A 19,129-nucleotide genomic window follows, 5' to 3' on the forward strand; every position below is an offset into this window, starting at 1 on the left:
CCGTTCGCCGCTGCCGCCGCTACCGTATTCGCGGGTAAACCCGCTCCTACACGTCAGTTCAACGCATCCAGCAGTGCCTGGTTCATTTCCGGCGTACCGATGGTAATCCGCAGGAACTGGGCAATACGCGGTTGCTTGAAGTGACGCACGATCACGCCCTGCTCACGCAAGCGTGCCGCCAGCTCGCCGGCATCCTGCTGCGGGTGGCGGGCGAAGATGAAGTTGGCAGCCGACGGCAGCACCTCAAAGCCCTTGGCCTGCAGCTGACCGACCAACATCTCGCGGCTGTCTATCACCTTGCGACAGGTTTCCTCGAAGTACTCACGGTCTTCGAACGCCACCGCCGCGCCGACGATAGCTGCACGGTCCAGTGGATAGGAGTTGAAGCTGTTCTTGATCCGCTCCAACGCCTCGATCAGGTCCGGGTGCCCCACCGCCAGGCCAACTCGCAGCCCCGCCAGCGAGCGCGACTTCGACAGCGTCTGGGTAACCAGCAGGTTATCGTAGCGATCCACCAGGCTGATCGCCGTTTCACCACCGAAATCGATGTAGGCCTCATCCACAACCACCACCGAATCACGGTTGGCCTGCAGCAGTTGCTCCACCATCTGCAACGGCATCAGGCAACCGGTCGGCGCGTTGGGGTTGGGGAAGATGATGCCAGCGTTGGGCTTTCTGTAGTCCTCAATGCGGATCTGGAACTGCTCATCCAGGGCCACCTGTTCGAAGGCAATGCCGTACAGGCCGCAGTAGACCGGGTAGAAGCTGTAGCTGATGTCCGGGAACAGCAGCGGCGCATCGTGCTGGAACAGGCCGTGGAAGATGTGCGCCAGCACCTCGTCCGAGCCGTTGCCGACAAACACCTGCGCCGGGGTCACGCCGTAGTACTCGGCCACCGCTTGCTTGAGACGGTCACCGTTCGGGTCCGGGTACAGGCGCAGGTTATCGTTCAGCTCGCCGCGCATGGCCTCCAGCGCCCTGGGCGACGGGCCATAGGGGTTTTCGTTGGTGTTCAGCTTGACCAGGCGGGCCAGCTTGGGTTGCTCGCCCGGCACGTAAGGCACCAGGTCCTTGACGAAGGGGCTCCAGAATCGACTCATGCTCAGTTCCCCTTCTCTTGGGTCAAAATACGGTATTCAGCGCTGCGGGCGTGGGCGGTCAGCGACTCGCCACGGGCCAGGACCGAGGCAGTGTGGCCCAGTTCGGACGCGCCCTGTTCGGAGCAGAAGATGATCGACGAACGCTTCTGGAAGTCATACACCCCCAGCGGCGACGAAAAACGCGCGGTACCTGAAGTGGGCAGCACGTGGTTAGGGCCAGCGCAGTAATCGCCCAGCGCTTCGCTGGTGTGGCGGCCCATGAAGATCGCGCCAGCGTGGCGAATGTGTGGCAGCCAGGCTTGCGGGTCGGCCACCGACAGCTCCAGGTGCTCCGGTGCGATGCGGTTGGCCACGTCCATGGCCTGCTGCATGTCACGTACCTGGATCAGCGCACCACGGCCATTGATCGACTTCTCGATGATATCGGCACGTTCCATGGTCGGCATCAGCTTGTCGATGCTGGCAGCCACGCGATCGAGGAAAGCGGCATCCGGGCTGACCAGGATGGCCTGGGCGTCTTCGTCGTGCTCGGCCTGGGAGAACAGGTCCATGGCGATCCAGTCCGGGTCGGTCTGGCCGTCGCACACCACGAGAATTTCCGAGGGGCCGGCGATCATGTCAATGCCTACCTGGCCGAACACGTGGCGTTTGGCGGTGGCAACGTAGATGTTGCCCGGGCCGACGATCTTGTCCACCTGCGGCACGCTTTCAGTCCCGTAGGCCAGCGCAGCCACGGCCTGGGCGCCACCGACGGTGAACACCCGGTCGACACCGGCGATGCAGGCAGCCGCCAGCACCAGCTCGTTGACCTCACCACGCGGGGTCGGTACCACCATCACCACTTCAGCCACGCCGGCAACCTTGGCCGGGATGGCGTTCATCAGCACCGACGACGGGTACGACGCCTTGCCGCCCGGCACATACAGGCCAGCACGGTCCAGCGGGGTGACCTTCTGGCCGAGCACGGTGCCGTCGGCCTCGGTGTACTGCCAGGAATCCTGCTTCTGCCGCTCGTGATAAATGCGCACACGGTTGGCGGCCTTTTCCAGGGCCTCGCGCTGGACCGGGGTAATACGGGTCAGCGCCAGTTCCAGGCGCGCGCGATTGAGGATCAGGTCGTCAATCGACTTGGCGTCAACACCATCGAAGCGCTGGGTGAATTCCACCAGCGCCGCATCACCGCGTTCACGCACGGCCTTGATGATGTCGAGCACCCGCTGATTGACCGCGTCATCGGACACACTTTCCCAGCTCAGCAGATGATCCAGATGTCGGGCGAAATCCGGATCAGCAGCGTTGAGACGGGCAATTGCAGTGGACACGGTCATGGCGAGGGCCTCGATTATTAGCGAATGCTCAGGCGCCCTAGGCTACCAGTCCATCCGCGCGGGCACCCGAGAAAAATGGCTATGACGCGGATAGACGGGCGCGACAGCGAAGGTCGCGCGCAGGAGTCAACCGCGGTGTCGCGATTCGACCGCTTGACGCAGCGTGTCGATCAGGCTCTGGATACGGGCGTGCTGCATTTTCATGGAGGCTTTGTTGACCACCAGGCGCGAGCTGATCGTGGCGATCAGTTCCTGGGGTTCCAGGCCGTTGGCACGCAGGGTGTTGCCGGTGTCGACCACGTCGATGATCTTGTCGGCAAGGTTGATCAGCGGCGCCAGCTCCATCGAGCCATACAGCTTGATGATGTCGACCTGGCGACCTTGTTCGGCATAGTAACGCTTGGCTACGTTGACGAACTTGGTGGCCACACGCAGGCGGCCCTTGGGCTCGGCTGCGCCGACTACGCCCGCGGTCATCAGCTTGCATTGAGCAATCTGCAGGTCCAGGGGCTCATACAGGCCCTGGCCGCCGTACTCCATCAGCACGTCCTTGCCGGCCACACCCAGGTCGGCAGCACCATGCTCGACATAGGTCGGCACGTCGGTGGCACGCACGATCAGCAGGCGCACATCGTCCTGCGTGGTAGGAATGATCAGTTTGCGGCTCTTGTCCGGGTTTTCGGTCGGCACGATGCCGGCCTCGGCGAGCAACGGCAAGGTATCGTCGAGAATACGGCCTTTGGAAAGCGCGATGGTCAACATTGGAACGTCGGTCCTTAAGCGGCTGCTGCCGGCCAGGTCATCGACCTGGCCGCATTCAATTCAAAAGGTGCGTCCTTGCACCCGCGGGGTACTAGCCCGGTACGCGGCGGATTTTCGCGCCGAGCATCTGCAGTTTTTCCTCGATGCACTCGTAACCACGGTCGATGTGGTAGATGCGATCGATCAGGGTATCGCCTTCGGCAACCAGCGCCGACAGCACCAGGCTGGCGGAAGCACGCAGGTCGGTGGCCATGACCGGGGCACCCTTCAGCGCCTTGACGCCAGTGACGATGGCGGTGTTGCCTTCGACCTGGATCTGCGCGCCCATGCGGTGCATTTCGTAAACATGCATGAAGCGGTTTTCGAAGATGGTCTCGATTACCGCGCCAGTGCCTTCGGCAATGGCATTCAGCGAGATGAACTGCGCCTGCATGTCGGTGGGGAACGCCGGATACGGGGCAGTACGCAGATTCACGGCTTTCGGCCGCTTGCCGTGCATGTCCAGTTCGATCCAGTCCTCGCCGGTGTTGATGTCGGCACCCGCTTCCTTCAGTTTTTCAAGCACGGCTTCGAGGATGGTAGGGTCGGTGTCCTTGACCTTGACGCGGCCACCGGTCACGGCAGCGGCAACCAGGTAGGTACCGGTCTCGATGCGGTCCGGCATCACGCGGTAGTTGGCCGAATCCAGTCGCTCGACACCATCGATGGTGATGGTGTCGGTACCGGCGCCCTGAATGTTCCCGCCCATGGCGTTGATGAAGTTGGCCAGGTCGACCACTTCAGGCTCACGCGCGGCGTTCTGCAACACGCTGCGGCCCTTGGCCAAGGCAGCGGCCATCATGATGTTCTCGGTACCGGTCACGCTGACGGTGTCGAAGAAGAAGTGCGCGCCACGCAGGCCACCTTCAGGCGCCTTGGCCTTGATGTAGCCGCCTTCCACTTCAATCTTCGCCCCCATGGCCTCAAGGCCACGGATGTGCAGATCGACCGGGCGCGAGCCAATGGCGCAACCGCCAGGCAGGGCCACTTCGGCTTCGCCGAAACGGGCAACCATCGGGCCCAGCACCAGGATCGAGGCGCGCATGGTCTTGACCAGCTCGTACGGCGCGACCAGGGTCTTGATGGTGCGTGGATCGATCTCCACCGACAGCTTTTCGTCGATCACAGGCTCGATGCCCATGCGCCCGAACAGCTCGATCATGGTGGTGATGTCGTGCAGGTGCGGCAGGTTGCCCACGGTGACCGGGCCATCGGCCAGCAGGGTCGCTGCCAGAATCGGCAGGGCTGCGTTCTTCGCGCCCGAAATGCGGATCTCGCCGTCAAGGCGAGCGCCGCCAGTAATAATCAGTTTGTCCATTGGAGTCTCGCCGCCAAGTTGGCTCAGGTGCGCTCAGCCCAGGCTGCGCTGCTGAAAAATTTCATGGTTACCGCATGGATGCTGCCATTGGCGATCCACGGATTCAGGTGAGCATAGATCGCCTGCTGGCGTTTGACCGGACTCAGGCCAGCCAACTCGTCGCTGATCACGTTCAACTGGAAGTTGCAGCCTTCGCCTTCAACTTCGACCCGGGAACCCGGCAATTTCTCTTCAAGGAAGCTTTTAACTTCTACGGCCTGCATGCTCAACCTCAATCGGCGCCCGATGCGCACGGGTCGGCCATCATACAAAAAAGCCCCTCGCCTGCGAAGCCCAACGAAGGCTTCGCTGACCGAGGGGCCATCATCCGTGCCGGGCCACTAGCTTGCCAGCACTTCATCGAGATCATAGACCTCGGCAATTTCCCGCATGTCGTCAGGCATGCCACGCACTTCGCACGCCTTGCCAGTGGCCTGAGCATCACGCATGTACGCAAGCAGTAACGACAAGCCGACACTCGACGACTTCTCGACAGCCGAGCAATCAAGCACCAGTCGCGGCTCGCGCGAGCCATCGATCAGCACCTTGCCTTGCTTGCGCAAGGCCGGGCCGCTGCGGTAATCCAGCACGCCAGCCAGACGCAGCACGCCCGGCTCTGCCATGCTTACAGCGGCCTCGCTCATTTGACGGTCTTCTCTGGCGAGTTGTCGGCAGCCTGCTTGGCCTTGGCCACTTCGCCGGCCCAGCCGTCGATGGTCTTGTCCAGGTCATTGCCATTGCGCTGCATGGCATCGGCGAACTGGTCACGGAACAGCTTGCCGATGTTGATGCCGTTGACGATCACGTTACGCACCTTCCACTCGCCGCCAATGTTCTCCAGGGTGTACTGCACGGGGTACACGGCACCGTTGTTGCCGGTAACCTTCATGCCGACACTGGCGCGCTTGCCGTCGTCGGCTTTAGCCGGGTCGACAGTGATGCCCTGGTTGTTGTACTCGAGCAAGGCATTGCCATAGAACTGCATCAGGCTGCGCTTGAAGTTTTCCTGGAAGCGCTGCATCTGCTCCGGGGTCGCCTTGCGCGAGTACTTCACGGTCATGATGCTGCGCGAGATACCGTCAGCATCCACCACCGGGCCGAGAATGCGGTTGAGCGAGTCATAGAAGGCGTTGGGGTTGGACTTGTACTGTTCCTTGTTGGCCTTGAGGTCGCCGAGCAGTTCATTGGTGGTGCTTTGAACCACTTCGTGCGGTGTCTGCACAGCCAGGGCCAGCAGGGGGAAGGCCGCCAGCAGCACCAGCAAGCCACGTCGCAGGATCGAAATCATGGGTACTCCTTAATTAGCCGGTTGCGCTTCTTTCGGTTCCTTGCCAACAGAGTTGAGCAGGAACTTGCCAATCAGATCCTCCAGCACCAGTGCCGACTGTGTGTCATGGATGGTTGCACCATCCTTGAGCACTTCGTCTTCACCGCCAACGCTGATGCCGATGTACTTCTCACCAAGCAAACCGGCGGTCAGGATAGAGGCAGTGGAATCGGTCGGCAGGTTATCGACCGACTTGTCCAGCTGCAACGTCACCCGACCGGTGTAGGAATCACGGTCCAGATCGATGGCGGTGACCTTGCCGATGGTCACACCGGCCATGGTCACTTTAGCTCTGACCGTCAAACCGGCGATATTGTCGAAGTAAGCATAAACTTTATAGGTATCGCTGCTCGGGCTGGCCGACAGCCCGCTGACACGCAGGGCCAGCAGCAGCAGCGCCAGGATCCCGGCCAGGAGGAACAGGCCGACACCGATTTCCAGGGTGCGGTTTTGCATCAGAAATCTCCAAACATCAAGGCGGTCAGAATAAAGTCCAGACCCAGCACTGCCAACGAGGCATAGACCACGGTCTTGGTGGTTGCACGACTGATCCCTTCTGAGGTGGGCTCACAGTCGTACCCCTGGAATACGGCGATCCAGGTCGAGACGAAAGCAAACACCAGGCTCTTGACCAGCCCGTTGAGCACGTCGTCAGTGAAAGAAACACTGTTCTGCATGTTGGCCCAGAACGAGCCCTCGTAGACACCCAGCCAATCCACCGCCACCCACGAGCCACCCCAGATACCGACCACGCTGAAGATCAGCGCCAACAGCGGCAGCGAGATGAAACCGGCCCACAGGCGTGGCGCAACGATGTACTTGAGCGGGTCGACACCGATCATTTCCAGGCTCGACAACTGCTCGGTGGACTTCATGTTGCCGATTTCGGCGGTCAGCGCGGAACCGGCACGCCCGGCAAACAGCAACGCCGTTACCACCGGGCCAAGTTCACGCAGCAGGGTAAGGGCGACCATCTGCCCTACCGCCTGCTCCGAGCCGTACTTGGCCAGGATGCTGTAGCCCTGCAGCGCCAGCACCATGCCGATGAACACGCCGGACACGACGACGATCGCCAGCGATAGCACACCCACCGAGTACAACTGCTTGGTCAGCAGCTGGAAGCCGCCGCCAATACCACCGCGACCGACCAGCGCATGGAACAGGAACAGGCACGAACGCCCGAGCACGGCCAGCACGTCGATTGCCGAGCGGCCCAGCAGGCGGACACGTTCGAGTAAGGATTTTCTGCGCATCAACGCGCCCCCAGCAGGTCGGCGCGGTAGTCAGGCGCGGGAAAGTGGAAGGGAACCGGGCCATCCGGGTCGCCTTTCATGAATTGGCGGATTCGTGGATTGTCCGAACCCATCAGCTCATCAGGCGTCCCCTGGCCCAGCACTTGGCCGTCACCTACCACGTAAATGTAGTCGGCGATGCTGGCGGTTTCTGCCAGGTCATGGGAAACCACGATGCTGGTGATGCCCAGGGCATCGTTGAGCAGGCGAATCAGGCGCACCAGTACCCCCATGGCGATCGGGTCCTGGCCGACGAACGGTTCGTCGTACATGAGGATCTGCGGGTCCAGGGCAATCGCCCGGGCCAGCGCCACACGGCGCTTCATGCCACCGGACAGCTCGTCGGGCATCAGGTCGATGGCACCGCGCAGGCCCACGGCCTGCAGCTTCATCAGCACGATGTCACGGATCATTTCGTCCGACAGCTGAGTATGCACGCGCAACGGGAACGCGACGTTCTCGAACACATCGAGGTCGGTGAACAACGCGCCGCTCTGGAACAGCACGCCCATCTGCTTGCGGGCGTCGAACAGGTCGCTGCGCGACAGCGTCGGCAGGTTCTGCCCGGCAACCCATACCTCACCGCTCGAGGGGCGCAACTGTGCGCCCATCAGGCGGAGCAACGTGGTCTTGCCGCACCCCGATGGCCCCATGATGCCGGTGACCTTGCCGCGCGGGATGCTGATGTCCACGTTGCTGAAAATGCTGCGCGAACCACGTTTGAAGGTTACTCCCTTCAACTCGACCGCGTAGGCGCTATCCACACTCATCTAGACTCCTTGCTAATGCAGCCTCGTCCTAATGGACGCCGGCCTCCATCTGGAAGGCACACGCACCCCTGACAGGCCGAATAGCGGCGAACTATAGCACCGCTGACAGCCCCGCCCCAAGGCCGGACAAGCAGTCGTTCAGCCCCGGGACAGGCTTTGGTGGTATTCACTACAGCAATCGAGGAGGTGAGGGTTTTCATCATTGCGCGTATAATCGACGCCCTTTCATCAGGCATTGCTTTTTCGACATGAGCCAATCCAGCGAGCTGATCCAATCTGCCCAACGCACTCTGCGCCTGGAACTCGAGGCCGTAGAGGCCCTTTTGGCGCGCATCGACGACAATTTCGTCAAAGCCTGCAAAGTGATTCTGACCAGCAAGGGTCGGGTCGTCGTGGTCGGCATGGGCAAGTCCGGGCACATCGGCAACAAGATCGCCGCGACCCTGGCCAGCACCGGCACACCGGCGTTTTTCGTGCATCCGGCCGAAGCCAGCCATGGCGACATGGGCATGATCACCCGTGATGATGTCATCCTTGCGCTATCGAACTCTGGCAGCACCGCCGAAATCGTCACCCTGCTGCCGTTCATCAAGCGCCTTGGCATCAAGCTGATCAGCCTGACCGGCAACCCGGACTCGCCGCTGGCCCAGGCCGCCGAGGTCAACCTTGACGCACGTGTCGAACAAGAGGCCTGTCCGCTGAACCTGGCACCCACCTCCTCCACCACGGCAGCGCTGGTACTGGGCGACGCCTTGGCCATCGCCTTGCTCGAAGCCCGCGGCTTCACCGCCGAGGACTTCGCCTTCTCGCACCCGGGAGGCGCGCTGGGCCGCCGCCTGCTGCTGAAGGTCGAGAACGTGATGCACGCCGGCGACGATCTGCCTCAAGTTCCACGCGGCACCCTGCTCAAGGACGCGCTGCTGGAAATGTCCCACAAAGGTTTGGGCATGACCGTGATCGTCGAAGCCGATGGCAAACTGGCCGGGATCTTCACCGACGGTGACCTGCGCCGCAGCCTGGACCGCAATATCGATGTGCACACCACCCCGATCGACCAGGTCATGACCGTTCATGGCAAGACTGCGCGTGCCGACATGCTCGCCGCCGAAGCCCTGAAGATAATGGAAGACCACAAGATCAACGCCCTGGTGGTGGTGGACCGTGAAGACCGCCCGACCGGCGCCCTGAACATGCATGACCTGCTGCGCGCCGGCGTAATGTAAAGGAGCGATGGAATGAACCAGGACCTCATGCAACGCGGCAAAGGCATCAAGCTGGCAGTGTTCGACGTGGACGGCGTGCTCACCGACGGCCGCCTGTACTTCCTCGAGGATGGCAGCGAATTCAAGACGTTCAATACCCTCGACGGCCAGGGCATCAAGATGCTCATGGCCTCGGGCGTGACCACCGCGATCATCAGCGGGCGCAAGACCCCAGTGGTCGAACGCCGGGCCAGAAACCTCGGTATCCCGCACCTCTACCAAGGCCGGGAGGACAAATTGGTGGTGCTTGACGGCCTGCTCGCCGAACTGGGCCTAAGCTATGATCAAGTGGCTTACCTGGGCGACGACCTGCCCGACCTGCCGGTGATTCGCCGGGTGGCTCTGGGCATGGCCGTAGCCAACGCCGCACCGTTCGTACGCCAACACGCCCACGGCGTGACCCAGGCACGTGGCGGCGAAGGTGCGGCCCGTGAATTCTGCGAAATGATCATGCAGGCCCAGGGCACCCTGGACGCTGCCAACGCCAACTATCTGTAAGGCTGCCCATGCTCAGCAAGAAAGCCCGAAACATTGCGCTGCTCGGGGCGATAGCCGCCCTGTTGGTAGCCATTGGCTACTGGAATGTCAGCCCGGAAAGCTTCCTCGACAAGCCCGTGGCCCAGGTCGACGAAAGCGCCATCGATTACTACGCGATCAACGCCCATAGCGTGCAGTTCCTGCCCGACGGCAAGCTGCAATACGAAATGACCGCCGACAGGATCGAACACCTCAAGACCAGCGAAATCACCCAGGTGACCACACCGGACCTGCACCTGTACCGCGGCACCGAGTACCCGTGGCATGTGCAGAGCACGCGCGCCGAGGTCAATCCTGACGGTACCGAGGTCGAACTGATCGACAAGGTGCGGATTGCCCGCACCGATGAAAAGCAGCGTGAAACCATCATCACCAGCTCACGCATGACCGTGTTCCCGCAGAAGCAATATGCGCAGACCGAGCAAGCCGTTAGAATCGACGGCGCCGGAGGCACAACTACGGGCAAAGGCATGAAAGCGTATTTGAAAGAAGGCAAGATGGACTTGCTCTCTAACGTAAGAGGACAGTATGAGGCTCGTTAAAACCCTCCCCCTTTTGCTCAGCCTGAGCGCAGCACTGGGAAGCGCGAGCGCCCTCGCCCTGCCGAACGACCGTGACCAGCCTATCCGCATCCAGGCCGACAACGCTCACCTGGATGACAAGCAAGGCGTGGCCACTTACACCGGCGACGTGATCATCACTCAGGGTTCGATGATGATCAAAGGCAACACCGTGACCATTACCCGCTCCGCCTCTGGCGATATCGACGTAGTGACCTCGGTGGGCAACCTGGCCTACTTCGAGCAGCAGCAGAGCGCAGCCAAGCCGGACAAGATGAAAGGCTGGGGCGTAACCATCCAGTACCAGTCGCAGAAGGACTTGGTCATTCTCACCGACCGCGCCAAGGTCGAGAGCGAAGGCAATACCACCGAAGGCGAAAAGATCGTTTACAACACCCAGACCCAGGTGGCGACCGCCGGTCGCGGTGGCAATGTGACAACACCCCGCCAGCGCATCGACATGGTGATCCAGCCCAAGAAGAAGGCCGAGTAAATGGCAACCCTCAAAGCCCAGCATCTGGCAAAGAGCTACAAGGGGCGGCAGGTAGTACGTGATGTCAGCCTGTCTATCGACAGCGGCCAGATCGTCGGCCTGCTCGGCCCCAACGGCGCCGGCAAGACCACCTGCTTCTACATGATTGTCGGGCTGGTCCAGGCCGAACAGGGCCGCGTACTGATCGACAACCTCGATGTCAGCCACCAGCCCATGCACGGCCGCGCCCGCGCCGGAATCGGCTACCTGCCGCAGGAAGCCTCGATCTTCCGCAAGCTGTCGGTCGCCGACAACATCATGGCCATCCTCGAGACCCGCAAGGACCTCGACCGGGACGGCCGCCGCAAAGAGCTGGAAAGCCTGCTGCAGGAGTTCCACATCAGCCACATCCGGGACAACCTCGGCATGAGCCTGTCCGGTGGTGAACGCCGCCGCGTCGAAATTGCGCGCGCCCTGGCAACCGCACCCAAGTTCATCCTGCTGGACGAACCGTTCGCCGGTGTCGACCCGATTTCGGTCGGCGACATCAAGCAGATCATCCACCACCTCAAGGCCAAAGGTATCGGCGTACTGATTACCGACCACAACGTGCGTGAAACCCTGGATATCTGCGAAACCGCTTATATCGTCAACGATGGCCGACTGATCGCCGAAGGCGACGCTGAAACCATCCTGGCAAACGACTTGGTCAAAGAAGTTTACCTGGGTCACGAGTTCCGCCTCTGACCCGGCACGCGCCTGAAGTACTGGCAAACAGCCCTGAAACTGCGGGTAAAGTTGTTACGGTACTCTAGGCAAACGCTACAATTTAAGGCATAAAACTTGCTTGATCTGGCGCTCCGGCGCCCTCGTGTAGTGGATGGCGCATGCGCGCCGGCGAACAAGGTATTAAGCCCCTGCCATGAAACCATCGCTCGTCCTAAAAATGGGCCAGCAACTGACGATGACACCTCAGTTGCAACAGGCCATCCGCCTGCTCCAGCTCTCTACCCTGGATCTCCAACAGGAAATCCAGGAAGCGCTGGAGTCGAACCCGATGCTCGAACGTCAGGAAGACGGCGAAGACTTCGACAACAGCGACCCGATGGCCGACAACGCCGAGAACAAGCCGGCCGCCGAAGTTCAGGACAACAGTTTCCAGGAAAGCACCGTCAGCGCCGACAACCTGGAAGACGGTGAGTGGAGCGAGCGCATCCCCAACGAGCTCCCGGTCGATACCGCCTGGGAAGACATCTACCAGACCAGCGCCAGCAGCCTGCCGAGCAACGATGATGACGAATGGGACTTCACCACGCGCACATCGGCCGGCGAAAGCCTGCAAACCCACCTGCTGTGGCAGTTGAACCTGGCGCCGATGTCCGACACCGACCGCTTGATTGCCGTGACCCTGATCGACAGCATCAACGGCCAGGGCTACCTGGAAGACACACTCGAAGAAATCTGCGCCGGTTTCGACCCCGAGCTGGATATCGAGCTGGACGAGGTCGAAGCGGTACTGCACCGCATCCAGCAGTTCGAGCCGGCTGGCGTCGGCGCCCGCAACCTGGGCGAATGCCTGTTGCTGCAACTGCGCCAGCTGCCCGCTACAACCCCGTGGATGACCGAAGCCAAGCGCCTGGTCACCGATTTCATCGACCTGCTCGGCAGCCGTGACTACAGCCAGCTGATGCGTCGGATGAAAATCAAGGAAGACGAGCTGCGCCAGGTCATCGAACTGGTACAAAGCCTTAACCCCCGCCCTGGTTCGCAGATCGAGTCCAGCGAGCCCGAGTACGTGGTGCCCGACGTCATCGTGCGCAAGGACAGCGACCGTTGGCTGGTAGAACTGAACCAGGAAGCCATCCCACGCCTGCGCGTCAACCCACAATATGCCGGCTTCGTGCGCCGTGCCGACACCAGCGCCGACAACACCTTCATGCGCAACCAGCTGCAGGAAGCGCGCTGGTTCATCAAGAGCCTGCAGAGCCGTAACGAAACCCTGATGAAGGTTGCCACGCAGATCGTCGAGCACCAACGCGGCTTCCTCGACCACGGCGACGAAGCGATGAAGCCGTTGGTACTGCATGACATTGCCGAAGCCGTAGGCATGCACGAATCGACCATTTCGCGGGTTACCACGCAGAAATACATGCACACCCCGCGTGGCATCTACGAACTGAAATACTTTTTCTCCAGCCATGTCAGCACCTCCGAGGGCGGAGAATGCTCGTCCACGGCGATCCGCGCGATCATCAAGAAACTGGTTGCGGCGGAAAATCAGAAAAAGCCATTGAGTGACAGCAAGATCGCTGGTTTACTGGAGGCACAAGGCATCCAGGTAGCCCGTCGCACCGTCGCCAAGTACCGCGAGTCTCTCGGCATCGCACCGTCGAGCGAACGCAAGCGACTGATGTAGCCCCTGAGATGTGCCACAGCGTTTTCGTGGCAGGTGCAAGACCTGCCTCTTTATGCACGGGCAACAAAGGAGAAGCTGTATGCAAGTCAATATCAGTGGACAGCATGTAGAAGTCACCCAGCCACTGCGCGATTACGTGCTTGAAAAGCTCGCCCGCGTGGAGAGTCACTTCGACAAGATCACCAACGTGCAGGTAATCATGAAGGTCGAGAAGCTTCAGCAGAAGGTCGAGGCGACCCTGCAGATTCCCGGCGGCGAAGTGGTAGCCAACGCCGAACACGAAGACATGTATGCAGCGATCGACGCCTTGGCCGACAAGCTCGACCGCCAACTGAAAAAACACAAGGAAAAACAGCAAAGCCTGCTGCAAGGTGCAGCTGCCCGCTGATCCCCCTCATCCATGATCCGACTTGAAACCATCCTGACCCCCGGCCGTTCCCTCGTGAACGTGCCGGGCGGCAGCAAGAAGCGCGCCCTGGAAAAGGTCGCCACTGTCATCGCCGACCAAGTGCCAGAACTGGAGATGCAGGACGTCTTCGAAAAACTGGTAGCCCGGGAAAAGCTCGGTTCTACCGGTTTCGGCAATGGCATCGCCATCCCGCACTGCCGGCTTGAAGGATGCTCCGCGCCAGTCAGCGCCCTGCTGCACCTGGAAGCGCCTATCGATTACGACGCCATCGATGGCGCGCCAGTGGACCTGCTGTTTGTGCTGCTGGTGCCCGAAGCGGCCACCGATGCTCACCTTGAACTTCTGCGTCAGATTGCCAGCATGCTCGATCGCAAGGAGGTCCGTGATCGACTGCGTGCGGCCACCAGCAACGAGGCCCTGTTCCAGGTTGTCCTGGACGTACAGAACGAGCACTGAACATGCGCCTGATCATCGTCAGCGGCCGGTCCGGCTCCGGCAAGAGCACGGCCCTCGATGTCCTGGAAGACAGCGGTTTCTACTGCATCGACAATCTGCCAGCCGGGCTACTGCCGCAGTTGGCGGAAAATGCACTGATCAACACCGAATTGCTGCAGCCCAAGGTGGCGGTTTCGATCGACGCGCGCAACCTGCCCAGCCACCTGATGCGTTTCCCCGAGCTGCTTGAAGAAGCCCGCGCACGGCACATCCAGTGCGACGTGTTGTACCTGGATGCCGATGAAGAGGTCCTTCTCAAGCGTTTCTCGGAAACCCGCAGGCGGCACCCCCTGACCAACGCCAACCGCTCGCTCGCGGAAGCGATACGCGTGGAAAGCGATTTGTTGGGCCCCATTGCCGACCTGGCCGACCTGAAGATCGACACCACCAACCTGAACCTGTACCAGTTGCGTGACTCGATCAAGCTGCGCCTGCTCAACCAACCCGAGCCTGGTACAGCGTTTCTGGTCGAGTCGTTCGGGTTCAAGCGGGGCATGCCGGTCGACGCCGACCTGGTTTTTGACGTGCGCTGCCTGCCCAACCCGTACTGGAAACCGGAACTGCGTGAGCACTCGGGCCTCGATCAACCCGTGATCGACTACCTGGCCGCACAACCGGATGTCGAAGACATGTACAACGACATCTCCAGCTATCTGCTCAAATGGTTGCCCCGCTTCGCTGCCAGCAACCGCGCCTACGTAACCATTGCCATCGGCTGCACTGGCGGACATCACCGTTCGGTGTACATCACCGAGCGCCTTGGTCGACAGCTGCAGCAAACCCTGAAAAACGTCCAGGTCCGCCATCGCGACCTATAGCCCAAGGATCCGCCCCAGATGCCCGCCCGCGAAATCACCATCATCAACAAGCTGGGTCTGCATGCCCGGGCGGCAGCCAAGTTCGTCGGTGTGGCCGGCCGCTTCCCCTGCCAGGTACGGGTGGGTCGCGCCCCGGACAAGCTGGTGGATGGCAAGAGCATCATGGCGGTGATGATGCTGGCCGCAGGCAAAGGCACCCAGGTGCACCTGCATACCGAGGGCGAGCAGGACAGCGACGCCATGGACGCACTGGTCGAGCTGATCAACAATTTCTTTGACGAAGGCGAATAGGCCTCGCAAACCTGCGCTTGCACAAGTTCAGGACATCGCGGTATCCATCACCATCATCAAACAGAATCCTGTACACAGCCCAAGGCTGGCCAGTCGATGATGGCCGTTGCTGCGCGATTCGGGGATGATTTCCTGGGTGACCACCAGCAACATCGCCCCCGCTGCACAGGCCAGCCCCAGCGGCAGCAGCAGTTCGGCCACATTCACCAGCCAGGCACAGATCAACGCCGCCACCGGCTCGACCAAGCCCGAGGCTGCGCCGATCAGGAAGGCCTTGAAGCGCGGCATGCCCGCCCCTGCCAGCACCAGCGCGATCACCAGCCCCTCAGGCACATCCTGCAAGGCAATGCCCATGGCCAGGCTGTCGGCGTCGGCCATGCCACCCCCGGCCGACACACCAATGGCCATACCTTCGGGGATGTTGTGGGCAATGATGGCAATCACGAACAGCCAGATACGCGCTGCAATCACCGGCTGGTTTGCCGTGCCCACCAACGCCTCCGGCGAAGCCCAGGATACCTTGAGGTCGACCAGGAACAGGCACAACGCCCCGAACATCAGGCCAAAACTGACCAGGCCACCGGCCCCCCAAGGGCTGAAGCCAATAGACTGAGCCGCCGCCAGGCCCGGCATGATCAGGGAAAACGCGGTGGCCGCCAGCATCACGCCAGCACCGAAGCCCAACAGCGTATCCGCCAGCGCCACGGGCATATTGCGAATGACCAGTACCGGTACTGCGCCCAGTGCTGTACCCAGCGCGCATAAAGCACCGCCCTCCAGGGCGCGCAGCATGCGCGGGTCGAGGTCTAGCCAGGCGAGGCCCCGCGCCACCAGTAACGCGGCGCCAGCCAGCAAAAGCAAAGTCCCAAGCGCCAGGCGGAACAGGCGCACACTGCTGACAGACATCACCTCAGAGCGCATACCGGTCCGACTCACTTCAGGGCTTCAAGGTAACGACGTTCAACTTCCACCCAGTCAATGACGTTGTAGAAGGCACCGATGTATTCCGGACGACGGTTCTGGTACTTGAGGTAGTAAGCGTGCTCCCACACGTCCAGGCCCAGGATCGGCGCATTGCCGTGCATCAGTGGGCTGTCCTGGTTGCCGCTACTTTCCACCATCAAGGTTTTTTGCGGCGTCACGCTGAGCCAGGCCCAACCGCTGCCGAAGCGGGTCAACGCGGCTTTGGTGAAAGCCTCCTTGAAAGCCTCGAAGCCGCCAAGTTGTGCAGTGACGGCTTGCGCCAGCTGGCCCACAGGCTCGCCACCGCCCTGAGGTGACATGACAGTCCAGAACAGGCTGTGGTTGGCGTGACCACCGCCGTGGTTGGTCACGGCGCCACGCAGGTTTTCCGGCAGTTGCTTGACGGCAGCGACCAGTTTTTCCACTGGCCATTCGGCCCACTCGGTACCTTCGAGGGCGGCGTTGAGGCCGTTCACGTAGGTCTGGTGATGCTTGGTGTGGTGGATTTCCATTGTCTGGGCATCAATGTGTGGTTCCAGCGCATCGTAGGCGTATGGCAATGCAGGCAAGGTATGGGGCATGTCAGTGAATTCCGTAGGCATGGGTTCTGGGTGCCACATCCGGCTGGGCAGCGAGCTCGCTGGCCCCGGCGCTGTGGCGGGTGAGCAAGCGCTCGGTACGCGGGTACTGGCCATACTCGGCAATGAAACTCAGCAGCTCGGTGTAAGTGCGCGCACTGTGGCGCAAGGCGGCATCACGCAGTGCCAGAGGCAGGCGCGCTTCCTGGCAGGCCTGCAGCAGTCGCTGGTGAGCAGCGCACAGGTAGTCGGCGCTTTCATGCGGCTGGTCAAGGCGCAGGTGCAGGTCAGCCAGGTTGTGGTGGGCGATGACGAATGCAGCCACCGCTTCGTCCACGTCATGCCAGCGCTCGAACAGCACCTGCGCCAACGCCAAGGCTTGCAGGTAGTGTTCCCGGGCGTCCACCAGCTCGCCTTGTTCGAATAGGCGGTTGGCGGTTTCCGTGGTGCGTTTCCAGTGCTGCATGGTTGTCTCCTGGGCGGTGACGCAGTGTCAGATACCGCCGGCGGTGAGTTTTTCCGGGTCCAGCAGCGCTTCGAGCTGGTCGCGGGACAGGTCGGTGTGCTCCAGCGCCACATCGATGATTGGACGACCCTGCTTGTAGGCGGTCTTGGCGATTTCGGCGGCCTTGAGGTAGCCGATGATCGGATTCAACGCCGTGACCAGAATCGGGTTGCGCGCGAGGGCTTCCTTGAGTTTGTCTTCATTGACCTTGAAGCTGGCGATGGCTTTGTCGGCCAGCAAGCGGCTGACATTGGCCATCAGCTCGATGCTTTCCAGCAGGTTGCGGGCGATCACCGGCAGCATCACGTTCAGCTCGAAGTTACCGGCTTGGCCTGCGACGGCGATGGTCGCGTCGTTGCCAATCACTTGGGCGGCGACCATGGCAGTGGCCTCCGGGATCACCGGGTTGACCTTGCCTGGCATGATCGAAGAGCCCGGCTGCAGAGCTTGCAGCTCGATTTCGCCCAGACCGGCCAGCGGACCGGAGTTCATCCAGCGCAGATCGTTGGCGATTTTCATCAACGCCACCGCGGTGGTCTTGAGCTGGCCAGACAAAGCCACGGCAGTGTCCTGCGAGCCGATCAGTGCGAACAGGTTCTGGCCGGGCGTGAACTCGACCTTGGTCAGGCCACTGAGCTGGCGAGCGAAACCGACAGCGAACTGCGGATGGGCATTGATGCCGGTACCCACGGCGGTTCCGCCCTGGGCCAGCGCCTGCAAGTGCGGCAGCACCCCTTCGATGTGCGCCTTGGCAGCATTGATCTGCGCTGCCCAGCCATCCAGCACCTGGCTCATGCGCACGGGCATCGCGTCCATCAGGTGAGTACGACCGGTCTTCACGAACTGATGTACTTGTGCCGACTTGACCTCGATCACCTGTACCAGGTGCGCCAGGGCTGGCAGCAACTGCTCGTGCAGGGCCAGCGCGGCGCTGACGTGGATGGTGGTCGGAATGATGTCATTGCTGCTCTGGCCACAGTTGACATGGTCATTGGCATTGACCGCCTCACCCAGTACATGGGTAGCCAAGGTGGCGATCACCTCGTTGGCGTTCATGTTCGAACTGGTGCCAGAGCCTGTCTGGAACACATCCACCGGGAAGTGCTGGATGAAGTCCTCGGCCAGCAGTTGCTCGACAGCCTTGACGATAGCCTGGCCCTGCCCGGCAGACAGTTGCTCCAGTTCGACGTTGGCCTTGGCCGCAGCGGCCTTGGCCAGCAACAAGGCACGAATGAACTGGGCCGGCATACGCTGGCCGCTGATCGGGAAGTTGTCGACCGCGCGCTGGGTCTGGGCACCGTAGAGGGCCTGGGCCGGCACCTGCAGCTCACCCATGCTGTCACGCTCGATACGGGTATCACTCATCATCAAATCCTTGCATCAGTTCATCGGGAGAAATCGAAGGCAGCAGACGGCAATTGGCCAACTGCAGGGCATAGGGTTGCCAGCGTTGGTTCTGCTCCTGGCGGTCGAGGTTGCGCAGGTCCAGCAGAGGGCGCCACGCCTGATCCAGGCACAGGCAACGCCAATGCCAGGGGAGCATGCGATCGCAGGCGGTATCCAGCAGCAGGCGAAACGCTGTCAGCGCCACCGTCCATGGCGAGGTTTCGGTGCAGCACACCAGATAGCGGCCTTCGGCCAGGTAATGCTCGATCAGGCGCGGCTCGTCGGGATCGAGCGCACAGCGAATGCGCCGGCTGAGCCAGCGCCAGTTTTCCAGGTAGGGCAGTTCGCGGAGGACGGATTTCATGAACATCATCGCCGGGTTACTGGATAATGATATTCATTATTAAGTGATAAACAGAATCACTTCAAGAAGAACGTGATGAAATAAAAACCCGGCGCGAG

At 61.4% G+C, this 19,129-nt stretch carries 25 protein-coding genes; 10 read left to right on the forward strand and 15 right to left on the reverse strand.

The annotated features are described in order from the left end of the window. Positions 1-53 precede the first annotated feature (53 nt). The 10 genes from hisC to ACF8FG_RS11240 all read right to left on the reverse strand — a co-directional run bounded on the left by hisC (position 54) and on the right by ACF8FG_RS11240 (position 7,975). A complete protein-coding gene (gene hisC / locus ACF8FG_RS11195) occupies positions 54-1,100 on the reverse strand; it encodes a histidinol-phosphate transaminase (protein WP_241791643.1) in 1,047 nt (348 codons plus the stop codon). 2 nt (positions 1,101-1,102) lie between these two features. Beyond that, positions 1,103-2,428 (reverse strand): histidinol dehydrogenase, encoded by a 1,326-nt coding sequence (gene hisD, locus ACF8FG_RS11200; RefSeq protein WP_003255117.1) that lies wholly within the window; start codon positions 2,426-2,428, stop codon positions 1,103-1,105. Between the two features lie 126 nt (positions 2,429-2,554). Beyond that, positions 2,555-3,190: an ATP phosphoribosyltransferase gene (hisG, locus tag ACF8FG_RS11205; protein WP_003255118.1), complete on the reverse strand. Its 636-nt coding sequence runs from the start codon at positions 3,188-3,190 to the stop codon at positions 2,555-2,557. A gap of 91 nt (positions 3,191-3,281) precedes the next feature. Continuing rightward, complete coding sequence (gene murA, locus ACF8FG_RS11210) at positions 3,282-4,547, reverse strand: UDP-N-acetylglucosamine 1-carboxyvinyltransferase (protein WP_003255119.1); 1,266 nt, start codon at positions 4,545-4,547, stop codon at positions 3,282-3,284. Between the two features lie 23 nt (positions 4,548-4,570). Beyond that, positions 4,571-4,810, reverse strand: a complete 240-nt coding sequence (locus ACF8FG_RS11215) for a BolA family protein (protein WP_003255121.1) — start codon at positions 4,808-4,810, stop codon at positions 4,571-4,573. Between the two features lie 117 nt (positions 4,811-4,927). Beyond that, positions 4,928-5,230, reverse strand: a complete 303-nt coding sequence (locus ACF8FG_RS11220; protein ID WP_003255122.1) for a lipid asymmetry maintenance protein MlaB — start codon at positions 5,228-5,230, stop codon at positions 4,928-4,930. Beyond that, positions 5,227-5,874 carry a phospholipid-binding protein MlaC gene (locus ACF8FG_RS11225; protein WP_003255123.1) on the reverse strand — a complete coding sequence of 216 codons (648 nt, stop codon included), beginning with the start codon at positions 5,872-5,874 and terminating at the stop codon, positions 5,227-5,229. Before ACF8FG_RS11225 ends, ACF8FG_RS11220 begins: the two co-directional genes overlap by 4 nt. Positions 5,875-5,883: 9 nt before the next feature. Further along, the gene (gene mlaD / locus ACF8FG_RS11230; protein ID WP_010952152.1) at positions 5,884-6,369 is read right to left on the reverse strand and encodes an outer membrane lipid asymmetry maintenance protein MlaD; all 486 of its coding nucleotides are present in this window, start codon (positions 6,367-6,369) and stop codon (positions 5,884-5,886) included. Next, positions 6,369-7,166 carry a lipid asymmetry maintenance ABC transporter permease subunit MlaE gene (gene mlaE / locus ACF8FG_RS11235; RefSeq protein WP_014589830.1) on the reverse strand — a complete coding sequence of 266 codons (798 nt, stop codon included), beginning with the start codon at positions 7,164-7,166 and terminating at the stop codon, positions 6,369-6,371. The genes mlaD and mlaE overlap by 1 nt, the downstream gene beginning before the upstream one ends. Next, complete coding sequence (locus ACF8FG_RS11240) at positions 7,166-7,975, reverse strand: ATP-binding cassette domain-containing protein (RefSeq protein WP_010952150.1); 810 nt, start codon at positions 7,973-7,975, stop codon at positions 7,166-7,168. Before ACF8FG_RS11240 ends, mlaE begins: the two co-directional genes overlap by 1 nt. Positions 7,976-8,223: 248 nt before the next feature. On the opposite strand from ACF8FG_RS11240, the gene ACF8FG_RS11245 reads away from it, so the two are divergent. From ACF8FG_RS11245 to ACF8FG_RS11290, 10 genes are all read left to right on the forward strand, one after another. Further along, complete coding sequence (locus ACF8FG_RS11245; protein ID WP_014589829.1) at positions 8,224-9,198, forward strand: SIS domain-containing protein; 975 nt, start codon at positions 8,224-8,226, stop codon at positions 9,196-9,198. Positions 9,199-9,210: 12 nt separating this feature from the next. Further along, a complete protein-coding gene (locus tag ACF8FG_RS11250; RefSeq protein ID WP_014589828.1) occupies positions 9,211-9,735 on the forward strand; it encodes an HAD family hydrolase in 525 nt (174 codons plus the stop codon). A gap of 8 nt (positions 9,736-9,743) precedes the next feature. Next, on the forward strand, positions 9,744-10,316 hold the full coding sequence (gene lptC, locus ACF8FG_RS11255; RefSeq protein WP_019438078.1) for an LPS export ABC transporter periplasmic protein LptC: 573 nt from the start codon (positions 9,744-9,746) through the stop codon (positions 10,314-10,316). Further along, positions 10,303-10,827: a lipopolysaccharide transport periplasmic protein LptA gene (gene lptA / locus ACF8FG_RS11260; protein WP_003255131.1), complete on the forward strand. Its 525-nt coding sequence runs from the start codon at positions 10,303-10,305 to the stop codon at positions 10,825-10,827. The genes lptC and lptA overlap by 14 nt, the downstream gene beginning before the upstream one ends. Then, a complete protein-coding gene (gene lptB / locus ACF8FG_RS11265) occupies positions 10,828-11,553 on the forward strand; it encodes an LPS export ABC transporter ATP-binding protein (RefSeq protein WP_003255132.1) in 726 nt (241 codons plus the stop codon). A gap of 175 nt (positions 11,554-11,728) precedes the next feature. Next, complete coding sequence (locus ACF8FG_RS11270; RefSeq protein WP_026031904.1) at positions 11,729-13,222, forward strand: RNA polymerase factor sigma-54; 1,494 nt, start codon at positions 11,729-11,731, stop codon at positions 13,220-13,222. Positions 13,223-13,301: 79 nt separating this feature from the next. Beyond that, on the forward strand, positions 13,302-13,610 hold the full coding sequence (hpf, locus tag ACF8FG_RS11275) for a ribosome hibernation-promoting factor, HPF/YfiA family (RefSeq protein WP_003255135.1): 309 nt from the start codon (positions 13,302-13,304) through the stop codon (positions 13,608-13,610). 12 nt (positions 13,611-13,622) lie between these two features. Further along, positions 13,623-14,087, forward strand: a complete 465-nt coding sequence (ptsN, locus tag ACF8FG_RS11280) for a PTS IIA-like nitrogen regulatory protein PtsN (RefSeq protein WP_003255137.1) — start codon at positions 13,623-13,625, stop codon at positions 14,085-14,087. 2 nt (positions 14,088-14,089) lie between these two features. After that, a complete protein-coding gene (rapZ, locus tag ACF8FG_RS11285; RefSeq protein WP_010952145.1) occupies positions 14,090-14,944 on the forward strand; it encodes an RNase adapter RapZ in 855 nt (284 codons plus the stop codon). Positions 14,945-14,962: 18 nt separating this feature from the next. Further along, positions 14,963-15,235, forward strand: a complete 273-nt coding sequence (locus ACF8FG_RS11290) for an HPr family phosphocarrier protein (RefSeq protein WP_010952144.1) — start codon at positions 14,963-14,965, stop codon at positions 15,233-15,235. 27 nt (positions 15,236-15,262) lie between these two features. On the opposite strand, the gene ACF8FG_RS11295 is transcribed toward ACF8FG_RS11290, so the two are convergent. Genes ACF8FG_RS11295 through ACF8FG_RS11315 form a run of 5 tightly spaced genes read right to left on the reverse strand, consistent with a single transcriptional unit; the run spans position 15,263 to position 19,040 of the window. Then, complete coding sequence (locus tag ACF8FG_RS11295) at positions 15,263-16,156, reverse strand: ZIP family metal transporter (protein ID WP_003255142.1); 894 nt, start codon at positions 16,154-16,156, stop codon at positions 15,263-15,265. An 11-nt stretch (positions 16,157-16,167) separates the two neighbouring features. Beyond that, positions 16,168-16,779, reverse strand: coding sequence for a superoxide dismutase (locus tag ACF8FG_RS11300; RefSeq protein WP_014589823.1), 612 nt, complete (start codon positions 16,777-16,779; stop codon positions 16,168-16,170). A gap of 1 nt (position 16,780) precedes the next feature. Then, complete coding sequence (locus ACF8FG_RS11305; protein WP_014589822.1) at positions 16,781-17,242, reverse strand: hypothetical protein; 462 nt, start codon at positions 17,240-17,242, stop codon at positions 16,781-16,783. Between the two features lie 27 nt (positions 17,243-17,269). Beyond that, positions 17,270-18,646 carry a lyase family protein gene (locus ACF8FG_RS11310; protein ID WP_004574481.1) on the reverse strand — a complete coding sequence of 459 codons (1,377 nt, stop codon included), beginning with the start codon at positions 18,644-18,646 and terminating at the stop codon, positions 17,270-17,272. After that, positions 18,639-19,040, reverse strand: coding sequence for a hypothetical protein (locus tag ACF8FG_RS11315; protein WP_012051310.1), 402 nt, complete (start codon positions 19,038-19,040; stop codon positions 18,639-18,641). The genes ACF8FG_RS11310 and ACF8FG_RS11315 overlap by 8 nt, the downstream gene beginning before the upstream one ends. Positions 19,041-19,129 lie beyond the last annotated feature (89 nt).

This window comes from Pseudomonas sp. YQ_6, assembly GCF_043103245.1.
In the GTDB taxonomy this organism is placed as follows: Bacteria; Pseudomonadota; Gammaproteobacteria; order Pseudomonadales; family Pseudomonadaceae; genus Aquipseudomonas; species Aquipseudomonas alloputida.